Raw genomic sequence first — 16,500 nt, 5'->3', positions numbered from 1 at the left:
TGGGTTCTTTACGAGCGAACACGTTTGCATGTACGTGCTTGCACTGGCCGCATTCGGCGGATTGCAGAAACCCGAGCTTTGGACCGTCATGATCAAGAAAATCATTCTCGCCCTTCTCCTTGTCGCAGTCGTGGCCGGCGGACTCGCCGGCATCAAGGCCCTGCAGATCAAGAAAATGATCGACCAGGGCAAGTCCATGGTCATGCCTCCCGCAGTGGTCTCGGCAGTGAACGCCACGTCGGCCTCGTGGGAGACGGTGCTGACGGCCGTGGGTTCCGTCACGGCCGTGCAGGGCGTGACCCTGACGGCGGAGACGCCGGGCAAGGTCGTGCGCATCGCCTTCGACTCGGGCGACCGCGTGGCCGCCGGGGACGTGCTCGTGCAACTCGACGTGTCCCAGGAAACCGCGCAGCTGCGCGCCCTGGAAGCCGGCGAGAACCTGGCCCGCGTCAACCTGAAGCGCATGGAGACCCTCCTGGCCCAGCGCACCACGGCCAAGGCCGAGTACGACACCGCCCTGGCCACGCACCGGCAGATCCTGGCCGAGATGGACGCCCTGCGGGCCGTCATCGCCAAGAAGACCATCCGCGCGCCCTTCGCCGGGACCTTGGGCATCCGCCAGGTCAATCTCGGCCAGAACCTGGGCGACAGCGACGTCATCGCCAGCCTGCAGCATCTCGACACGGTGCACGTCGAGTTCGTGCTGCCCCAGCAGCAGGTGGCGCAGGTCAGCCCGGGCGTCACGGTCCGCGTGACCTCCGACGCGGTGCCCGGCAAAACCCTGGAAGGTCGTCTCACGGCCATCGAGCCTCTGGCCGACAGCGCGACGCGCACGGTGCGCATGCAGGCGCTGCTGGACAACCCCGGCCAGGCGCTGCGTCCGGGCATGTTCGTGAACGTCGGGGTGGCGCTGCCCGAACGGCGGGACGTGACGCTCTTGCCCGCCACGGCGGTGCTTTACGCCGCCTACAGCGACTCGGTCTTCCTGATCGAACCGGCCGAAGGCAACGGCACGGGCGACCTGAAGCTGCGTCAGCAGTTCGTGTCCCTTGGCGAGCGGCGCGGCGATTTCGTGGCCGTGACCAAGGGGATCGAGCCGGGGCAGACCGTCGTCAGCACGGGCGTCTTCAAGTACCGCAACGGACAGTCAGTGGTCGTGGACAACACCCTGGCCCCGGAATTCAAGCTCGCGCCGACGCCGGAAAACTCCTGATGCCGCATACCCAGAACGATCAACGCTTTCACGGGCCCACCCCATGAAATTCACCGATATCTTCATCCGCCGCCCGATCCTGGCCCTGGTCGTCAATCTGCTGATCATCATCGCCGGGCTGCAGGCCGTGTTCAGCCTGTCGGTGCGCCAGTACCCGCGCAGCGACAACGCCATGGTCACCGTGACCACGACCTATGTCGGCGCCAGCGCCGATCTGGTCCGCGGGTTCATCACCACGCCCCTGGAGCGTGCCATCGCCGGCGCCGACGGCATCGACTACATCCAGTCCCAGAGCACGCAGAACCTCTCGACCATCAGCGTCCGCCTCAAGCTCAACTACGACCCCATCAAGGCTCTGTCCGAGATCAGTTCCAAGGTCGACCAGGTGCGCGGCGACCTGCCGCCCGAGGCCGAAGTTCCCATCATCAACGTCGAATCGGCCGACAGCCAGTTCGCCTCGGCCTACCTGAGCTTCACCACGCCGGACCTGGAGCAGAACCAGATCACGGACTACCTCATGCGCGTGGTGCAGCCGCGGCTCTCGGCCCTGTCGGGCGTGCAGCGCGCCGACATTCTCGGCGCCCGGACATTCTCCATGCGCGTCTGGCTCAAGCCCGACCGCATGGCAGCCCTGAACGTCAGCCCCGCCGCCGTGCACCAGGCCTTGGCCGCGAACAATTATCTCTCGGCGTTGGGGCAGACCAAGGGCGAACTGGTCCAGATCAACCTCACCGCCGACACGGACCTGCGCTCCCCCGAGGAATTCAAGCGTCTGGCCATCCGCGCCGAAAACGGCGCCGTCATCCGACTCGGTGACATCGCCGACGTGGCCCTGGGCGCCGAGGACTACGGGGCGGAGGTGCGCTTCACGGGCAAGACGGCCGTGTTCATCGGCGTCTGGCCCCTGCCCAACGCCAACTCCATCGACGTCATCAAGCTCGTGCGCGAGGAAATGGAGGCCATCCAGCAGACCCTGCCCACGGGCATGGAGGGGAGGGTGGCCTACGACGCCACGGAGTACATCGACAGCGCCATCCACGAGGTGCTGAAGACCCTGGGCGACACGCTGCTCATCGTCGTCGTCATCATCTTCCTTTTCATAGGGTCCTTCCGGGCCGTGGCCATCCCGGTCATCGCCATCCCCCTGTCCCTCATCGGCGCGGTCTTTCTCATGCAGGTCTTCGGCTTCACCGTGAACCTGCTGACCCTTCTGGCCGTGGTCCTGTCCGTGGGGCTCGTGGTCGACGACGCCATCGTCGTGGTCGAGAACGTGGAGCGGCACCTGTCGCAGGGCGAATCGCCCCTGAACGCGGCCATCCTCGGCGCGCGCGAGCTCGTCGGACCGCTCGTCGCCATGACCGTGACCCTGGCCGCGGTCTACGCGCCCATCGGTCTGCAGGGCGGTCTGACGGGCGCCCTGTTCCGCGAGTTCGCCTTCACCCTGGCCGGTGCCGTGACCATCTCGGGCATCGTGGCCCTGACCCTCTCGCCGGTCATGTCGGCCAAGCTCCTCAAGCCCGGCATGGAAGAGCACGGCCTGGCCGGCCGGATCGCCCGCGACTTCGGCAAGCTGCGCCGCTTCTACGGGCGGCTTTTGGACGGCACCCTGCGGGCCCGCCCGGCCGTCTACCTGGTCTGGGTCGTCATCAGCGCCCTGGCCGTGCCCATGTTCACCATGTCCGCCAAGGAACTGGCGCCCATGGAAGACCAGGGCGTCATCTTCGGCATCCTCGACGCCTCGGCCGACTCCACCCTGGACCAGACCAGCGTTTACGCGGCCGCGGCCAACCGGGTCTTTCTCGACGTACCCGAGTCCCGCTTCACCTTTCAGGTCACCTTTCCCTCCAGCGGGTTCTCCGGCCTCGTGGTCGCGCCCTGGGACCAGCGCGAGCGGACAGTGGGCGAGATCCTGCCCGAGGTGCAGGCGGGCCTGGCGGCCATCCCCGGCATCCAGATGTTCCCGGTCACGCCCCCGGCTTTGCCGGGCGGCGGCGACTTCCCCGTGGAGTTCATCCTGGCCTCCACCGCGCCCCAGGAGGAGATCCTCGACTTCGCCCGGCAGCTGCAGCTGAAGGCCATGATGAGCGGCATGTTCGCCTTTCCGCCGCTCATCGACGTGAAGATTGACCAGCCCCAGACCGAACTGGTCATCGACCGCGACAAGGTCGCGGCCATGGGCCTGAGCCTGGCCTCCGTGGGCGGCGACGTCGGCGCGGTCATGGGCGGCAACTACGTCAACCGCTTCAACATCGACGGCCGCAGCTACAAGGTCATCCCCCAGGTGCAGCGCGTGGACCGCCTGACCCCGGACCAACTGAAGGACATCCACGTCACGGGCCCGGACGGCCGGCTCGTGCCCCTGTCCACGGTGGCGACCCTCAGGGAGACGACCGTGGCCCGCTCCCTGAACCGCTTCCAGCAGCTCAACGCCGTGAAGATCAGCGGCGTGGCCGTACGCCCCCTGGACGAGGCCCTCAGGTTCCTGGAGGACGAGGCGGCGCAGATCCTGCCCAAGGGCTACGTCATCGACTACACCGGCGACTCCCGGCAGCTCAGGACAGAGGGCAACAAGTTCCTGACGGCCTTCGGGCTGGCGGTTATCCTCATTTTCCTGGTCCTGGCCGCGCAGTTCAACAGTTTTCGCGATCCCATCGTCATCCTGGCCGGGTCCGTGCCCCTGGCCGTGTTCGGGGCGCTCATCTTCACCTTCCTGAAGATGCCCGACCCGAGCGTGGCCTTCTGGACCGAAGGCTGGACCACGACCCTGAACATCTATTCCCAGGTGGGCCTGGTGACCCTGGTGGGCCTGGTCTCCAAGAACGGCATCCTCATCGTCGAGTTCGCCAACCAGCTGCAGAAGGCCGGGCGCTCCAAGCTCGAAGCCGTGCGCGAGGCGTCCCTGACGCGCCTGCGGCCCATCCTCATGACATCAGGGGCGACCATCGCCGGCCACTTCCCCCTGACTCTGGTCACGGGCGCCGGGGCCGAGGCGCGCAACTCCATCGGTCTGGTGCTGGTGGGCGGCATGGCCGTGGGCACGCTCTTCACGCTCTTCGTGGTCCCGTCCATCTACATGCTCGTGGCCCGCGACCACTCCCATGACCGTGAGAAGGACCAGATAGGCCGCGACGTGCAGGGCGGTGAATCCCTCGTGGGGTGAAGCTCGCGTTGCTGGCCGTGGGCTGGGCGTGCTGGGGGGCGCTGCACAGCCTGCTCATCAGTCCGGGCTGGATGCGCCTCGTGTCTGCCCGCCTCCCCCGGCTGTGCCCCTGGTACCGGCTGGCCTACAACGGCCTGGCCGTGCTGACCCTCCTGCCCCTTCTCCTCTTCAAGAATTCCCTGGCCGGGGAGTCGCTTCTCTCCTGGAGCGGCCCCCTGGCCGCGTTCCGATTCGCCCTGCTCGGGGCGGCCGTGTGGCTGTTCTGGGCCGGGGCGCGGGAGTACGACCTGAAGGTCGTCGGCGGCCTGGCGCAGCTGCGCTCGGGCTGTTCCTTCGCGGGCAGCCCCTATGCCGAGGAGCTGCGCACCTCCGGAATCCTGGCGAGGGTCCGGCACCCCTGGTACGGCGGGGCACTCCTGCTGCTCTGGACCCGCACGGGGGCCTTTGACTCGGCGGAACTGGTCACAAGCCTGGTTCTTTCCCTCTATGTACTGATCGGGGTGCGGCTGGAGGAGCGCAAGCTCGTCCATGTCCACGGGGATGCGTACCGAGCCTACCAGCGCGGCACACCCATGCTTTTTCCGGTGCCCTGGCGGGCGAAGGGGGCGCGGTGAAGGTCTGGTGGCATCTTTCGGGCTATATCAGCCACCGGCGGGCCGGGGAGGCCTACGGGCGATGCCTGCCCCTGGCCGGGTCCTGCATGGCCGAAAGCCTCGAGGAGGCGGATCTGGCGGTGGTGCACGAGGACCCCGTCTTCTGGCCGAAGATCTTTGCGGCCCGGCCCGCCCTCGGGCGGATGCCGGTGGCCGGTTACGCGGTGTGGGAAGGGGAGCGACTTCCCGAAGTCTATCGGCCCGGCCTGGCCCTGGTGGACGAGGTGTGGACGGCTTCGTCCTTTTCGGCCCGCGCCCTGGAACAGGGGCACCCGCGGGTGCGGGTCCTGCCGCACGTGGTGGAGGCCGCGACGCCGGAGGCGGATGATCTCCGCTGGGCGGCGGGGGTGGTGGGCGAGGGGCGCTATTTCTTTTCCATCATGGACGCCGTCAACCCGCGCAAGAACCTGGAAGCCCTGCTACGGGGCTTCGCACGCGTGCACGGGGTGGCCAGGGAGGTCCGGCTGGTGGTCAAGCAGTACCGGGGGAACGCGTCTCTAGGGGGGCTGCCCGGAGTCGTCAGCCTGTCGGGGGATCTGTCCGAAGGCCGTTTGGCGGCGCTGCACCGCGGGGCTTTGGCCTACGTCGCCCCGCATTGCGGCGAGGCCTGGGGACTGGGGCTGAGCGAGGCCATGAGCCACGGCGTCCCGGTCCTGGCCACGGGGTGGTCCGGGAACATGGATTTCATGGACGAGGGCAATTCGATTCCGCTGCACTACACCCTGGAACCGGTCGGGAACCGCATGGCAAGTCTGCTGCCGCACTTCACGCCCGACATGCTCTGGGCCCGGGTGGACGAGAGCCACCTCGAGCGCGAGATGCTTCGCCTGGTCCGTCGGGGGCCGAATCCGGCCATGTGCGCCCGGGCCCGGGCCGTGTCGGAGCGCTTTTCCCCGGCCCGCGTGGCCAGAATCCTGGGCGTCCTGCTCCGGGAACTCTCCTATTCCAGAAACATCCGGTAGAAGCGCTGCAGCATGGCCGGGGGTACCCGCTGGTCCCAGAGGCCGGCCTGGAGCGCCAGCAGCCATGCGCCGAGCATGATGCCCACGCTGCCCGCGCCGGCCGCCCAGGCCGGGATGGTCCGGCCGGCGGCGCGCATGGTGATGCATCCCTCCACAGGGCAGGCTTCCTGACAGCGCATGCAGCCCAGGCACTCCGGCGAGAGCACCCGCTCCATGTCCTGCACGCGGATGCAGCCGGGGCAGGCCCTTGTGCAGCGGCCGCACTGCACGCAGGTTGCGGGGTCGCGATGGACGCTCGTCGGGCTCGCCCAACTCAGCAGACCCAGCAGGGCGCCGTAGGGGCAGAGATAGCGGCACCAGAAGCTGCGCAGGACCGTGCCGAGGACCAGAAGCGCGGCCAGGGCGACCAGGGTCGTGCGGGACGGGCTCTGGAAGAAGCGCAGCATGCGGGCATCGGCCACGTAGTTGTAGGGCCCGGCCGCGAACTCTTCGATGGCGGCCAGGTCCATGCCGATGAACACCGTGTAGACGAAGAAACCCAGGGCCAGGTATTTGGGAACGCTCAGCTGCCTGGCGGCCCATGGGCCGGGGACCCGGGACAGGGACAGCCGGCGGCCAAGGGTGTTGAGCAGGCCCGAGATGAGGCCCACCGGGCAGACGTAGCCGCAGAAGCCCTTGCGCAGGACCAGGGCAGTGACCATGGCGGCCAGGAGGATGGCCAGGGCGGCCGGGTGGACCATGTCCCATACCCCGGTCTGGAGCAGGCGGCGCAGCCCCATCAGGGCCGCGATGGGCAGGAAGGCCTCCACCGAGGCCGGCCGGGGGACGAAGACCTCGCTTGCGCCCGTGGCCCAGAGCACGAAGCGGTGGAATTGCCAGCCCGTATGCAGGCAGAGGACGAGGAACGTGGACTGGATGACCCGCTGGAGAACGGGTGGCGTCATTTTTTCGAGCATGGGAAACCTGTGCGATACGTGGCGTCGTTGCGGTGAAAAGTCCGTCAGCGGAGGTTGAACACGGTCCGCCACTTGAAGAGCAGGCGGTGCAGATAGGTGGCCAGACCCCTGGGCCGTGGGAGCGACCCGGTCATGGTCCGGGCCGGATGGAAGATGAGGTCCAGCAGATGGACGGTGCGGACGTGTTGCGAGAGGAAATTGACGCAACCCGCGCAGGACGTGACCACGACGTTCCCCGCAGCTTTTTTGGCCGTCTTATCCCCCCAGGCCGCCGCGAGTTCCGGCCGCAGCATGCCGGCGGCGCCGCCTTCCCCGCAACAGGGGCTCAAGGCTCCGTCCTGGCGCGTTTTCTGCGGTTCGAGTCCGGTGCCCGCGACCATCAGCCGGATGCGCTCCTGAATCTGCCCGTGCCCACGGAACGGGCAGGGGGTGTGCACGATGGCCGTTCCGCGCAGGGCCGCATCGACGCTTGGTGGATTTTCGGCCAGCACGTCGTAGACGGTTCTGACGGCCAGGCCGTCGCCGTATTCCGCGAAGACCCCGAAACAGTTGGGGCAGGCGGTCAGCACCGTCTTCACGCCCATGGCCTTCAGCTTCGCGTTCAGCCTGCCGAAGCGCCGTTCGAAGAACTCGCGCCGTCCAAGATCGTGGGACGTCTTGAAGCAGCAGCTCAGGACCAGCCCGAGGCCCGGGACATGCCCCCGCAGGTGGTCGAGGAGCGCCCTGGCCGTCTCGGGGTGGTTTCCGGGGAAGGTGCAGCCGGGAAAGAAGACCGTGTCCGCGCCGGGTGGTATTTGAAACAGTTCCATGACGCGTGACGCCCCGAAGCGTTCGTAGTTCAGCCTCGGCCTGAAGGGGATCAGGCTGACGCGGCCGGCGTCCATGGCCGCCCTGCGCATGGCCAGGAAGAAGGACGTCAGGGGCAGCCCCATGGGGCAGACCGCGGCGCACAGGCCGCAGAGGCTGCACTCGAAGGCCACGACCCGTCCCGTGCCCGTGGTCAGGAAACGGTCAGCCAGCGCCTTGGGCGTGCCGTGCTCGTTCAGGAACGCGCAGCGGAACTGGCAGGAGCGGCATTCGGTACAGCCTTCGGAAATCCGGCGGGCCAGCTCGTGCAGGTCTTTTGTCGGTGCGGCGTGCGTCACGGCTCAGTGCAGGAAATTCCTGATACCGGTGAAGACGATTTGGGCGGCCATGGCCGAGAGGACCAGACCCGTGATCTTGGTCATGACGGACAGGCCCACGGAACCGAGGAGCTTTTTCAGGGGTCTGGCCGAGCGCAGCAGGACGCCTACGGACAGGCAGGAGCAGATTAGCGCCCCCGCGCCCACGGCCCGCTCCGTGGCACCGCCCAGTTCCGCGCCGAGGATGAGGAGCGTGCCGATGGTGGCCGGGCCCACGGTGATGGGGATGGCCAGGGGCACTACGGCGAAGTCCACGTCCGGGGCCGCCTCCTGGCTGGAACGCTTGCCCGAGACCAGGGACACGGCCGAGAGGAAGAGCAGGCTTCCCGCGCCGATGCGGAACCCGTCCAGGGTGATGCCCAGGGTCGAGAAGATCGGGTTGCCGGCGAAATAGAGGACGAGGCTGATGACCATGACGGCCATGGTCGTGCGGATGGCCACCATGCGCTGCTCGGTCTTGGTCATGTGCTCGGTCATGGACAGGAAGACGCTCAGCACGAAGAAGGGCGTGAGCAGGAAGAAGAGCTTCATGCTCAGGCTGACGAAAAGAGTGATCATGGCTGTATCCGTCTGCGCCAGGGGGCGCGGTTATGCGTGTTCGTCCCGGCCGGATGCCGGGACGAGCCGTCCTTAGGCCTGCCGCCCGCCAAAGGCAAGGGGCAGAACCTGCATACCCGCATTATCCCCGCGTGGCCAGCACGATGCCTCCCAGGATGCACCCCGCGCTGGCCAGATGCACCATACCCATAGGTTCCCCCAGGAAAAGGAACGCGGCCACGCCGCTGAAGAACGGCAGGCAGTAGTAGATGAGCCCCGCCAGGGACGGGCCGATGGACGCCACGGCGCTGTTCCACATGGCGTAGGCGGCCAGGGACGCGCCGAGGCCGACGTAGAGGATGGCGCAGACCGCGCCGGCGGTGAGCTGCGGGGCTCCGGCCTCTGCGTATTCCCAGCCGGCCCAGGGCAGGAGAAAGACGAGACCCGTTCCGATGAGGGTCAGCAGGAAAACCGCCGGACTGAGCTTCCCGGAGAATCTGCGCACCATGATGCTGTACGCGGCGAAGAGGACGGCGGCCAGGGTCATCCACAGGTCGCCGGCCGAGAACTGCAGCCCAAGCAGGCGAGCGGGCTCGCCGCCGGTGATCAGGAGCAGCACGCCGCCCAGGGCTGCGGCCAGGCCCAGGACTTTCCGCGTCGTGAGCTTTTCGCGCAGGAAAACGCGGGCCAGCAGGATGATGAAGACCGGCGTGGACGTGGCGATGAGCGAGAGGTTCAGGGCCGAGGTGGTGCGGGCTCCCGTGTACAGGAGGGCGTTGAAGACCGTGACGCCCAGGAGCGCCATGGGGATCATGGTCGGCAGGCTCCGGCGGATGGCTGCCCTGTCGGCCCAGGCTGACCGCCAGGCGAAGGGCAGCAGGCCCAGGAAGGCCACGCCCCAGCGCAGCAGGGACAGGGTGGCCGGTTCGATGCTCTGGTTCAGGAGGCGGGCGACGATGAAGTTGCCGGACCAGATGACGGTCGCGCCCAGGGCGAAGAGGGCGCCGCGGAGGCGTGTGGTGTCGGTCATGGGGAAAGGGGAAAAAAGATTGCGCGGACGGGCCGAGAACGACGAATTCCCCCGAGTCTGTTCGAACTCGGGGGAATTGTCGAGAGGCTGGTTCGCCGCTACCGGCGCGGTCGCGTTACTGCTGGGCCGGGGCGCCGTGTCCGGCGTGGCCGGCGGGAGCCTGGCCGGCGGTGCCGTTGCCGGACATGTTATGCTGCCCGCCCATGGCGCCGTGCTGCATTCCGCCGCCCATCATCTGGCAACCGCCCTTGCCGCCCATCATGCCGTGGCCCTTGCCGGGCACGATGCCTTCCTTGGCCATGGCCTTGTGCATCTTGACCTTTTCAGCGTAGATTTTGGCGTTCAGATCGCTGATTTCCTTGGTCAGGGCGTCGATCTTCTTCTCGTCGGGCTTGTCCGCGTACAGCGCGGCATCGAGTTCGGACTCCTTGGCAAAGAGCTGCTTGTGCAGGTCGGCCGTCGCCGTGTTGAAATCGGAGTGGAGCTTCTGCATCGTCGCCTGCTTCTCCGGGGTCATGTTGCCCATCCCGCCCATCATGCCGTGGCCCTGCGCGGATGCGAGGCCGGCAAAGGCGGTGATGAAGGCCAGGGTCAGGAAGGTGGCGATGACGTTACGGTTCGTTTTCATGATTATTCTCCTTGATGGTTTGGTATGAAGTTTTCGCCCGCAAAGGGCATGGTTTTGCCTCTGGTTCGTCGCTCCGCCCCGCAGGGCTTCAGAGCATCGACTTCAACGTGTTGTATTCCTCGATGCTGATCTCGCCCCGGGCCAGCCGGAGCTTCAGTATTTCCAGGGAGTCGGCCCTGTCCGCTAAAGAGACCGAGGGGCGGCGTGGCTTGAAGGCGGTCCAGAGCAGCGCCCCGACGCCCACGACGAGGAGCAGCCCCCACAGGGAGTGTCCGATCATCCAGCCGCCGGACCAGGGCAGTGTTCCGCAATTCCACATCATGCTATCCTCCGCATCATTCGCGTCACGTTTCGATATGGGTAAGGCAAGGGGCGTGCCAGGATGCTTTGACGAAAATAATCTCCCGATATAAAAGATGAATTTATGATTCTGGATGGGCGACGCAGTTTTCGAGGTCAGAACTTGCGGGTAAACATGTGACACCTGGCTGGACAATATGGGTAAAACGGTTACAGGTGTTGGAGCGAGGTAAGCGATGAACATGTTTTCTGGCTTTTCGAAGCGAAAGCGCACAGCGCCATGGCTGATGGCCGGGTTCGTGGCGATACTGGGACTCGCGGTCGCGGTGTTCGCGGCCCGCAACCTCCAGCGCACCAGGGCGCACATGATCGCGAACTATCTGGATCATGCCGACGCCCTGTTCTGGGCGCTGGAGGCGGGGACGCGCATCGGCATGGGCATGCACGGCGGGCCCGGGTATTTCCAGTCTCTGGTGGAGGAAACGGCCAAGCAGCACGGCATCGTCTATCTGGCAGTGACTGACGTGCGGGGCAGGGTTCTGGCCCACAACAACCCGGCGCACATCGGTGCGGACCTGCATCCGCAGGGGCTCGGTGCTTTGAACGCTTCCGAAGACGGGCGCACGGGGCGTTTCCTGACCGGGGGCGACGGGCTTGAGGTGTTCGAGGTCTACAAGAAATTTTCCCCCCTTCCAGGCGTGCACCGCTCTCTGTGGTGCGGGCCCATGGCCGGGTCCGGGCATGACGGCGGCGAACACGGCGAGAGGAAGGATGAGCCCGCGCTCATCTTTCTCGGGCAGGACGCGCACCCTCTTCGGGAAGCCATGGCCGACGAACTCCGCACCAGCGTCATCATCGCCGTGTTGACCGTGCTCTTCGGCGCGGGCGGTTTTGCGGCGCTGTTCTGGGCCGAACACTACCGGCGCTCGCGCCGCCAGTTGCAGGACACGCAGGCCTTCGCCACGGAGGTGGTGACCGGCCTGCCGCTGGGACTTCTGACCACCGATCCCGAAGGGCGGGTCGTTCTGGCAAACGCGGCCGCTGCCGCGCTCATCGGGAAGCCGGAGGAGGAGATCGAGGGGAAACTCCTGGCCAGCCTCGGGGGACTGGACTGGGCAGGACTCTCGGCCGAACTCCGAGGCCGGGACAAAATTCTGGAGCGCGAAACCGTCCTGGAAGCCCCCGGCGCCCGCGGTCTGCCCGTGGACATCGCCGCGTCGCGCATCGTCAACAGCGACGGCCGCTTCCTCGGCCATCTTTTCCTGCTGCGCGACCTCGGGGAGCTGCGGCGGCTGCAGGAGCAGCTGCGACGCAGCGAACGCCTCTCGGCCCTGGGCAACCTGGCGGCGGGCGTGGCCCACGAGATCAGGAACCCGCTGAGTTCCATCAAGGGATTCGCCACATACCTCGCCGGCAAGGTGCAGGGGCAGGACCGAGAGGCCGCCCGGGCCATGGTTCAGGAGACGGATCGCCTCAACAGGGTGGTTTCCGAGCTGCTCGAATTCGCCCGGCCGGGCGAACTGAAGCTGCGTGACGAGGACTTGGACGGTGTCGTGGAGCGGGCCCTGCGCCTGGTCAGGGCCGACGTTGTGGCCAAAGGCGTCGCGGTCGAGTTCACGCCGGGCGGGATGCTGCCGCCCATCCCCCTTGACCCGGAGCGCATGACCCAGGCCCTGCTCAATCTTTTCCTCAACGCCGTCCAGGCCATGGACCAGGGCGGAGCGCTGCACATCTCGGCAACCCCGAACCAGGCGGCGGGCATCGTCTCGCTGCGCATCGAGGATACGGGGCACGGCATGCCGCCCGAAGTCCTGGGAGACATCTTCAACCCGTATTTCACCACCAAGCCCTCGGGAACGGGTCTGGGCCTGGCCATCGTGCACCGCATCATCGAGGGGCACGGCGCGGCCATCAAGGTCGAGAGCGCCGTGGGCCGGGGAACGGTCTTCACCATCGAATTGCCCATGACGAGGAGGTCGGCATGAAGCCTTCCCGCATCACCATTCTCACGGTCGACGACGATCCCGGTCACAGGGGCATGCTGACGACGCTGCTGGCGGACTGGGGCTTCCGCGTGGAGGCGGCCGCCGACGGCGAGACGGCCGTGGCGCGCTGCCGGGAGCAGGCCTTCGACCTCATCCTCATGGATGTGCGCATGACCGGCATCTCCGGCATCGAGGCCCTGAAGGAGATCAAGGCCTACAACCCGGCCATCCCCATCCTGATCATGACGGCCTATTCCGACGTGGAGACGGCGGTGGAGGCCATCAAGGCCGGTGCCTACGACTATCTGACCAAGCCCCTGGATTTTGACGACCTGCGTCTGACCATGGAGCGCGCCCTCGACCACGCCGCCCTGCGCGACGAAAACAAGGCCCTGCGGCAGACCCTGGCCGCTTCCTTCGACTCGGGAGGGATCATCGGCCAGAGTCCGCCCATGCGCCGGCTCATGGAGATGCTGGCCACCATCGCGCCGTCCGAGGCCACGGTCATGGTCACGGGCGAGTCGGGCACGGGCAAGGAGCTCATAGCACGGGCCATCCACGCCAACAGCCCGCGCCGCAAGGGGCCGTACGTCGCCGTGAACTGCGCCGCCCTGACCGAGACCCTGCTCGAGTCCGAACTGTTCGGTCATGAGAAGGGCGCCTTCACCGGGGCCGAAAAGCGCAGGGAGGGACGCTTCCTGGCCGCGGACAAGGGAACGATCTTCCTTGACGAGATCGGCGAGATGCCTCTGTCCATGCAGGTCAAGCTGCTGCGGGCCATCCAGGAGCGCGAGATCCAGCGCGTGGGCGGGGACCAGACCCTCAAGGTCGATGTGCGCATCGTGGCCGCCACCAACCGGAACCTGCTGGCCGAGGTGGAGGCGGGGCGCTTCCGCCAGGATCTCTACTACCGCCTGAACGTGGTCGCTCTGGCCCTGCCGCCTCTGCGGGAACGCGAGGAGGACGTTCCGCTCTTGGCCGCGCATTTCCTGAGAAAGTTCGCCGAAAAGAACGGCAAGCACATCAAGGGCTTCACCCCCGAGGCCATGGACAGGATGCTCAAGCATGCCTGGCCCGGCAACGTGCGGGAGTTGGAGAACGCCGTGGAGCGGGCCGTGGTCCTGGCCCTGGGCGAATACATCGGCGAGCGCGAGCTTCCGCCCGCCCTGTCCGGCGGATCGGACGAGCCCCGGCCCGGCGGCTTCGCCAACCTGACTCTGGAGGAACTCGAGCGCGCGGCCATCCTCGACGCCCTGGAGGCGGCCGGCGGCAACAAGAGCGAGGCCGCACGCCGGCTCGGCATCACCAGGAAGACCATGCACGCCAAGCTGGCCAAGTACGGGGAGTGAGCGGGAGGCGTGCGCCGGCATTCTGCCGGTGCCATGGCCTGAGCGGAACTCATCGGGAAAACGGCATTTTTGATTCAGGTCAAAGATGCCTTTCCGCAACCTGCCTAGAGAGTTCTCAACGACAACGAAATTCTCATGGAGGATGAACCATGTTTTGCAATCAGTGTGAACAGACTGCCAAGGGCCAGGGATGCGACAAGATGGGCGTGTGCGGGAAGACTCCCGAAGTGGCCGCCCTGCAGGACCTGCTGACCCATTCCGTCAAGGGCCTGTCCCTTTACGCCCATGCCGGCCGCAAGGTGGGCGTGGTCGACAGCGAAGTGAACCGCTTCACCTGCGAAGCCATCTTTTCCACCCTGACCAACGTCGATTTCGATCCGGCCCGCTTCGTGGCCATGATCGAGCGCTGTGACGCCCTCAAGACCCGTCTCAAGGAGAAGGTCAAGGCCGCCGGCGGACAGGTCTCCTTCGGAAGCGAACCCGAGCCCGGCTTCCTGACCAAGGTGGCCCGCATGTTCCTGGGCGGCGAACAGCCCGATTTCACCAAACACCCCGAAATTTCCTTCACCGCCGCGAACCGGAACCAGCTGGTGCCCATGGGCGAGAAGGTCGGCTTCGCGCCGAAGCCCGACGCCAACGCGGACCTCGAATCCCTGCGCCAGATCCTGACCTACGGCCTGCGCGGCGTGGCCGCCTACGCCGACCACGCGGCCATTCTGGGCAAGGAGTCCGACGAGGTCTACGCCTTCATCCACGAAGCCATGGCCGCCACCCTGGACCAGAGCCTGGGGCTCAACGAACTCATCGGGCTGTGCCTGGGCTGCGGCAAGGCCAACCTGAAGGCCATGGAGCTTCTGGACGCCGCCAACACCGGCTCCTACGGCCATCCGGTCCCGACGGAAGTCCCCCTGGGCGCAAAGAAGGGCAAGGCCATCCTCGTCTCCGGCCATGACCTGAAGGACTTGGGCCTGCTCCTGGAGCAGACCGCCGGCAAGGGCATCAACATCTACACCCACGGCGAGATGCTGCCCTGCCACGGCTACCCGGAACTCAAGAAACACGCTCATTTCCACGGCCACTACGGCACGGCCTGGCAGAACCAGCAGAAGGAATTCGCCGAGTTCCCCGGCGCCATCCTCATGACCACCAACTGCATCCAGAAGCCGGTCGAGTCCTACAAGGGCAACATCTTCACCACCGGCCTGGTCGGCTGGCCCGGCGTGACCCACGTCGACAAGGACTTCAGCAAGGTCATCGAGAAGGCCCTGGCCATGCCCGGCTTCGCGGCCGACGAGGACAAGGGCAGCGTCCTGACCGGGTTCGCTCGCAACGCGGTCCTGGGCGTGGCCGACAAGGTCATCGCGGCGGTCAAGGGCGGCGACATCCGCCACTTCTTCCTGGTGGCCGGCTGCGACGGCGCCAAGCCCGGCCGCAACTACTACACCGAGTTCGTCGAGAAAGTGCCCAGCGATTGCGTGGTCCTGACCCTGGCCTGCGGCAAGTTCCGCTTCTTCGACAAGAAGCTCGGCGACATCGGCGGCATCCCGCGCCTGCTGGACATCGGCCAGTGCAACGACGCCTACTCGGCCATCCAGATCGCATCGGCCCTGGCGAACGCCTTCGGCTGCGGCGTGAACGACCTGCCCCTGTCCATGGTCCTGTCCTGGTACGAGCAGAAGGCCGTGGCCATCCTGCTGACGCTCCTGCACCTGGGCATCAAGGGTATCCGTCTCGGCCCCAGCCTGCCGGCCTTCATCACCCCCAACGTGCTGAACGTGCTGGTCGAAAACTTCGACATCAAGCCCATCACCACCCCCGATGCGGACTTGAAGGCCATCCTCGGCTAAGCGCTCAACCTCCAAAAGCGAACGCCCCGGCTCCTCGGAACCGGGGCGTTCGCTTTTGTGTTCGACTGTCGTCTCGCGGGGTTTCTTGCCAAATTTTGCCAAAGATGGTACTCGCAGCCCATGAGCACCATGAACATTTCCCTACCCGACACGCTGAAGAATTTCGTCGACGAGCAGGTTTCGACCCGGGGCTACGGGACCAGCAGCGAGTATGTGCGGGAATTGATCCGTAAGGATCAGGACCGCCAGCGTATGCGCGCGCTGCTTCTTGCCGGGGCGTCTTCCCCCGAGCGTGAACCGGCGGATGCCGCGTATTTCGAAGCGCTGCGGGACCGGGTCCGGCGTTGAACCCGCGCGTGAAGGCGCTCCCCGTTGTCCCCCGCGAACGCGCCCACCGGGACATCGAGGAGGCCGTCGCGCACTATGTGGGAGAAGGGGCGGATGAAGCCGCCCTTGGCTTCATCGACGCGCTCGAACGGGCCTTCACGCAGATCGGCAGGCACCCGCAAAGCGGTTCGATCCGCCTCGCGCAAGAGCTTGACCTGCCGGGCCTGCGTTTCTGGCCCCTCAAGCGCTTCCCATATCTGGTCTTCTACGTCGTCCGTGAGGCCCATATCGACGTCTGGCGCATCCTGCACGCACGGCGCGACGTTCCGGACCGGTTGCAGGACGATTGAGACCGCCCTGCGAAGGGTG

The 16,500-nt window shown here is 66.6% G+C and carries 15 protein-coding genes; 9 read left to right on the top strand and 6 right to left on the bottom strand.

Annotation, left to right across the window (positions count from 1 at the left end):
* Positions 1-28 precede the first annotated feature (28 nt).
* The 4 genes from ACZ5AC_RS14555 to ACZ5AC_RS14540 are packed head-to-tail and all read left to right on the top strand — an operon-like array spanning position 29 to position 5,988.
* On the top strand, positions 29-1,213 hold the full coding sequence (locus ACZ5AC_RS14555) for an efflux RND transporter periplasmic adaptor subunit (RefSeq protein ID WP_464248296.1): 1,185 nt from the start codon (positions 29-31) through the stop codon (positions 1,211-1,213).
* A 43-nt stretch (positions 1,214-1,256) separates the two neighbouring features.
* Positions 1,257-4,373 carry an efflux RND transporter permease subunit gene (locus ACZ5AC_RS14550; protein ID WP_464248295.1) on the top strand — a complete coding sequence of 1,039 codons (3,117 nt, stop codon included), beginning with the start codon at positions 1,257-1,259 and terminating at the stop codon, positions 4,371-4,373.
* Positions 4,370-4,987 carry a methyltransferase family protein gene (locus ACZ5AC_RS14545; RefSeq protein WP_464248294.1) on the top strand — a complete coding sequence of 206 codons (618 nt, stop codon included), beginning with the start codon at positions 4,370-4,372 and terminating at the stop codon, positions 4,985-4,987. The genes ACZ5AC_RS14550 and ACZ5AC_RS14545 overlap by 4 nt, the downstream gene beginning before the upstream one ends.
* Positions 4,984-5,988, top strand: coding sequence for a glycosyltransferase (locus ACZ5AC_RS14540; protein ID WP_464248293.1), 1,005 nt, complete (start codon positions 4,984-4,986; stop codon positions 5,986-5,988). Before ACZ5AC_RS14545 ends, ACZ5AC_RS14540 begins: the two co-directional genes overlap by 4 nt.
* Here the strand turns inward: ACZ5AC_RS14540 and ACZ5AC_RS14535 are convergent.
* From ACZ5AC_RS14535 to ACZ5AC_RS14510, 6 genes are all read right to left on the bottom strand, one after another.
* Complete coding sequence (locus ACZ5AC_RS14535) at positions 5,967-6,944, bottom strand: 4Fe-4S binding protein (RefSeq protein ID WP_464248292.1); 978 nt, start codon at positions 6,942-6,944, stop codon at positions 5,967-5,969. The genes ACZ5AC_RS14540 and ACZ5AC_RS14535 overlap by 22 nt on opposite strands.
* Before the next feature lie 44 nt (positions 6,945-6,988).
* Positions 6,989-8,089: a (Fe-S)-binding protein gene (locus ACZ5AC_RS14530; RefSeq protein WP_464248291.1), complete on the bottom strand. Its 1,101-nt coding sequence runs from the start codon at positions 8,087-8,089 to the stop codon at positions 6,989-6,991.
* A 3-nt stretch (positions 8,090-8,092) separates the two neighbouring features.
* A complete protein-coding gene (locus tag ACZ5AC_RS14525) occupies positions 8,093-8,686 on the bottom strand; it encodes a MarC family protein (RefSeq protein WP_464248290.1) in 594 nt (197 codons plus the stop codon).
* Positions 8,687-8,807: 121 nt separating this feature from the next.
* Positions 8,808-9,695: a DMT family transporter gene (locus ACZ5AC_RS14520; protein WP_464248289.1), complete on the bottom strand. Its 888-nt coding sequence runs from the start codon at positions 9,693-9,695 to the stop codon at positions 8,808-8,810.
* A gap of 115 nt (positions 9,696-9,810) precedes the next feature.
* Positions 9,811-10,323, bottom strand: a complete 513-nt coding sequence (locus tag ACZ5AC_RS14515; RefSeq protein ID WP_464248288.1) for a periplasmic heavy metal sensor — start codon at positions 10,321-10,323, stop codon at positions 9,811-9,813.
* Positions 10,324-10,411: 88 nt separating this feature from the next.
* Positions 10,412-10,645 carry an SHOCT domain-containing protein gene (locus ACZ5AC_RS14510; RefSeq protein WP_464248287.1) on the bottom strand — a complete coding sequence of 78 codons (234 nt, stop codon included), beginning with the start codon at positions 10,643-10,645 and terminating at the stop codon, positions 10,412-10,414.
* 214 nt (positions 10,646-10,859) lie between these two features.
* Here ACZ5AC_RS14510 and ACZ5AC_RS14505 point away from each other — a divergent pair, with 214 nt between their 5' ends.
* The 5 genes from ACZ5AC_RS14505 to ACZ5AC_RS14485 all read left to right on the top strand — a co-directional run bounded on the left by ACZ5AC_RS14505 (position 10,860) and on the right by ACZ5AC_RS14485 (position 16,481).
* Positions 10,860-12,608, top strand: coding sequence for an ATP-binding protein (locus ACZ5AC_RS14505; protein WP_464248286.1), 1,749 nt, complete (start codon positions 10,860-10,862; stop codon positions 12,606-12,608).
* Entirely contained in the window at positions 12,605-13,957 is a 1,353-nt protein-coding gene (locus ACZ5AC_RS14500) for a sigma-54-dependent transcriptional regulator (RefSeq protein WP_464248285.1), read from the top strand. The genes ACZ5AC_RS14505 and ACZ5AC_RS14500 overlap by 4 nt, the downstream gene beginning before the upstream one ends.
* A gap of 149 nt (positions 13,958-14,106) precedes the next feature.
* Positions 14,107-15,804 carry a hydroxylamine reductase gene (gene hcp / locus ACZ5AC_RS14495; protein WP_464248284.1) on the top strand — a complete coding sequence of 566 codons (1,698 nt, stop codon included), beginning with the start codon at positions 14,107-14,109 and terminating at the stop codon, positions 15,802-15,804.
* A gap of 120 nt (positions 15,805-15,924) precedes the next feature.
* The gene (locus ACZ5AC_RS14490) at positions 15,925-16,152 is read left to right on the top strand and encodes a type II toxin-antitoxin system ParD family antitoxin (RefSeq protein ID WP_464248283.1); all 228 of its coding nucleotides are present in this window, start codon (positions 15,925-15,927) and stop codon (positions 16,150-16,152) included.
* Complete coding sequence (locus ACZ5AC_RS14485; protein WP_464248282.1) at positions 16,149-16,481, top strand: type II toxin-antitoxin system RelE/ParE family toxin; 333 nt, start codon at positions 16,149-16,151, stop codon at positions 16,479-16,481. Before ACZ5AC_RS14490 ends, ACZ5AC_RS14485 begins: the two co-directional genes overlap by 4 nt.
* The last annotated feature ends 19 nt before the right edge of the window (positions 16,482-16,500 follow it).

Source organism: Desulfomicrobium aestuarii (genome assembly GCF_055385525.1).
Note: the sequence above shows the minus strand (reverse complement) of the source record. Positions and strands in the feature narration are given on the sequence as shown.

Bases quoted from the DNA above. Each gene is read 5' to 3' on its own strand.
- hcp (WP_464248284.1), top strand. From the start codon at position 14,107: ATGTTTTGCAATCAGTGTGAACAGACTGCCAAGGGCCAGGGATGCGAC.
- ACZ5AC_RS14490 (WP_464248283.1), top strand. From the start codon at position 15,925: ATGAGCACCATGAACATTTCCCTACCCGACACGCTGAAGAATTTCGTC.
- ACZ5AC_RS14515 (WP_464248288.1), bottom strand. From the start codon at position 10,323: ATGAAAACGAACCGTAACGTCATCGCCACCTTCCTGACCCTGGCCTTC.
- ACZ5AC_RS14555 (WP_464248296.1), top strand. From the start codon at position 29: ATGTACGTGCTTGCACTGGCCGCATTCGGCGGATTGCAGAAACCCGAG.
- ACZ5AC_RS14510 (WP_464248287.1), bottom strand. From the start codon at position 10,645: ATGATGTGGAATTGCGGAACACTGCCCTGGTCCGGCGGCTGGATGATC.
- ACZ5AC_RS14535 (WP_464248292.1), bottom strand. From the start codon at position 6,944: ATGCTCGAAAAAATGACGCCACCCGTTCTCCAGCGGGTCATCCAGTCC.
- ACZ5AC_RS14525 (WP_464248290.1), bottom strand. From the start codon at position 8,686: ATGATCACTCTTTTCGTCAGCCTGAGCATGAAGCTCTTCTTCCTGCTC.
- ACZ5AC_RS14550 (WP_464248295.1), top strand. From the start codon at position 1,257: ATGAAATTCACCGATATCTTCATCCGCCGCCCGATCCTGGCCCTGGTC.
- ACZ5AC_RS14505 (WP_464248286.1), top strand. From the start codon at position 10,860: ATGAACATGTTTTCTGGCTTTTCGAAGCGAAAGCGCACAGCGCCATGG.
- ACZ5AC_RS14520 (WP_464248289.1), bottom strand. From the start codon at position 9,695: ATGACCGACACCACACGCCTCCGCGGCGCCCTCTTCGCCCTGGGCGCG.
- ACZ5AC_RS14500 (WP_464248285.1), top strand. From the start codon at position 12,605: ATGAAGCCTTCCCGCATCACCATTCTCACGGTCGACGACGATCCCGGT.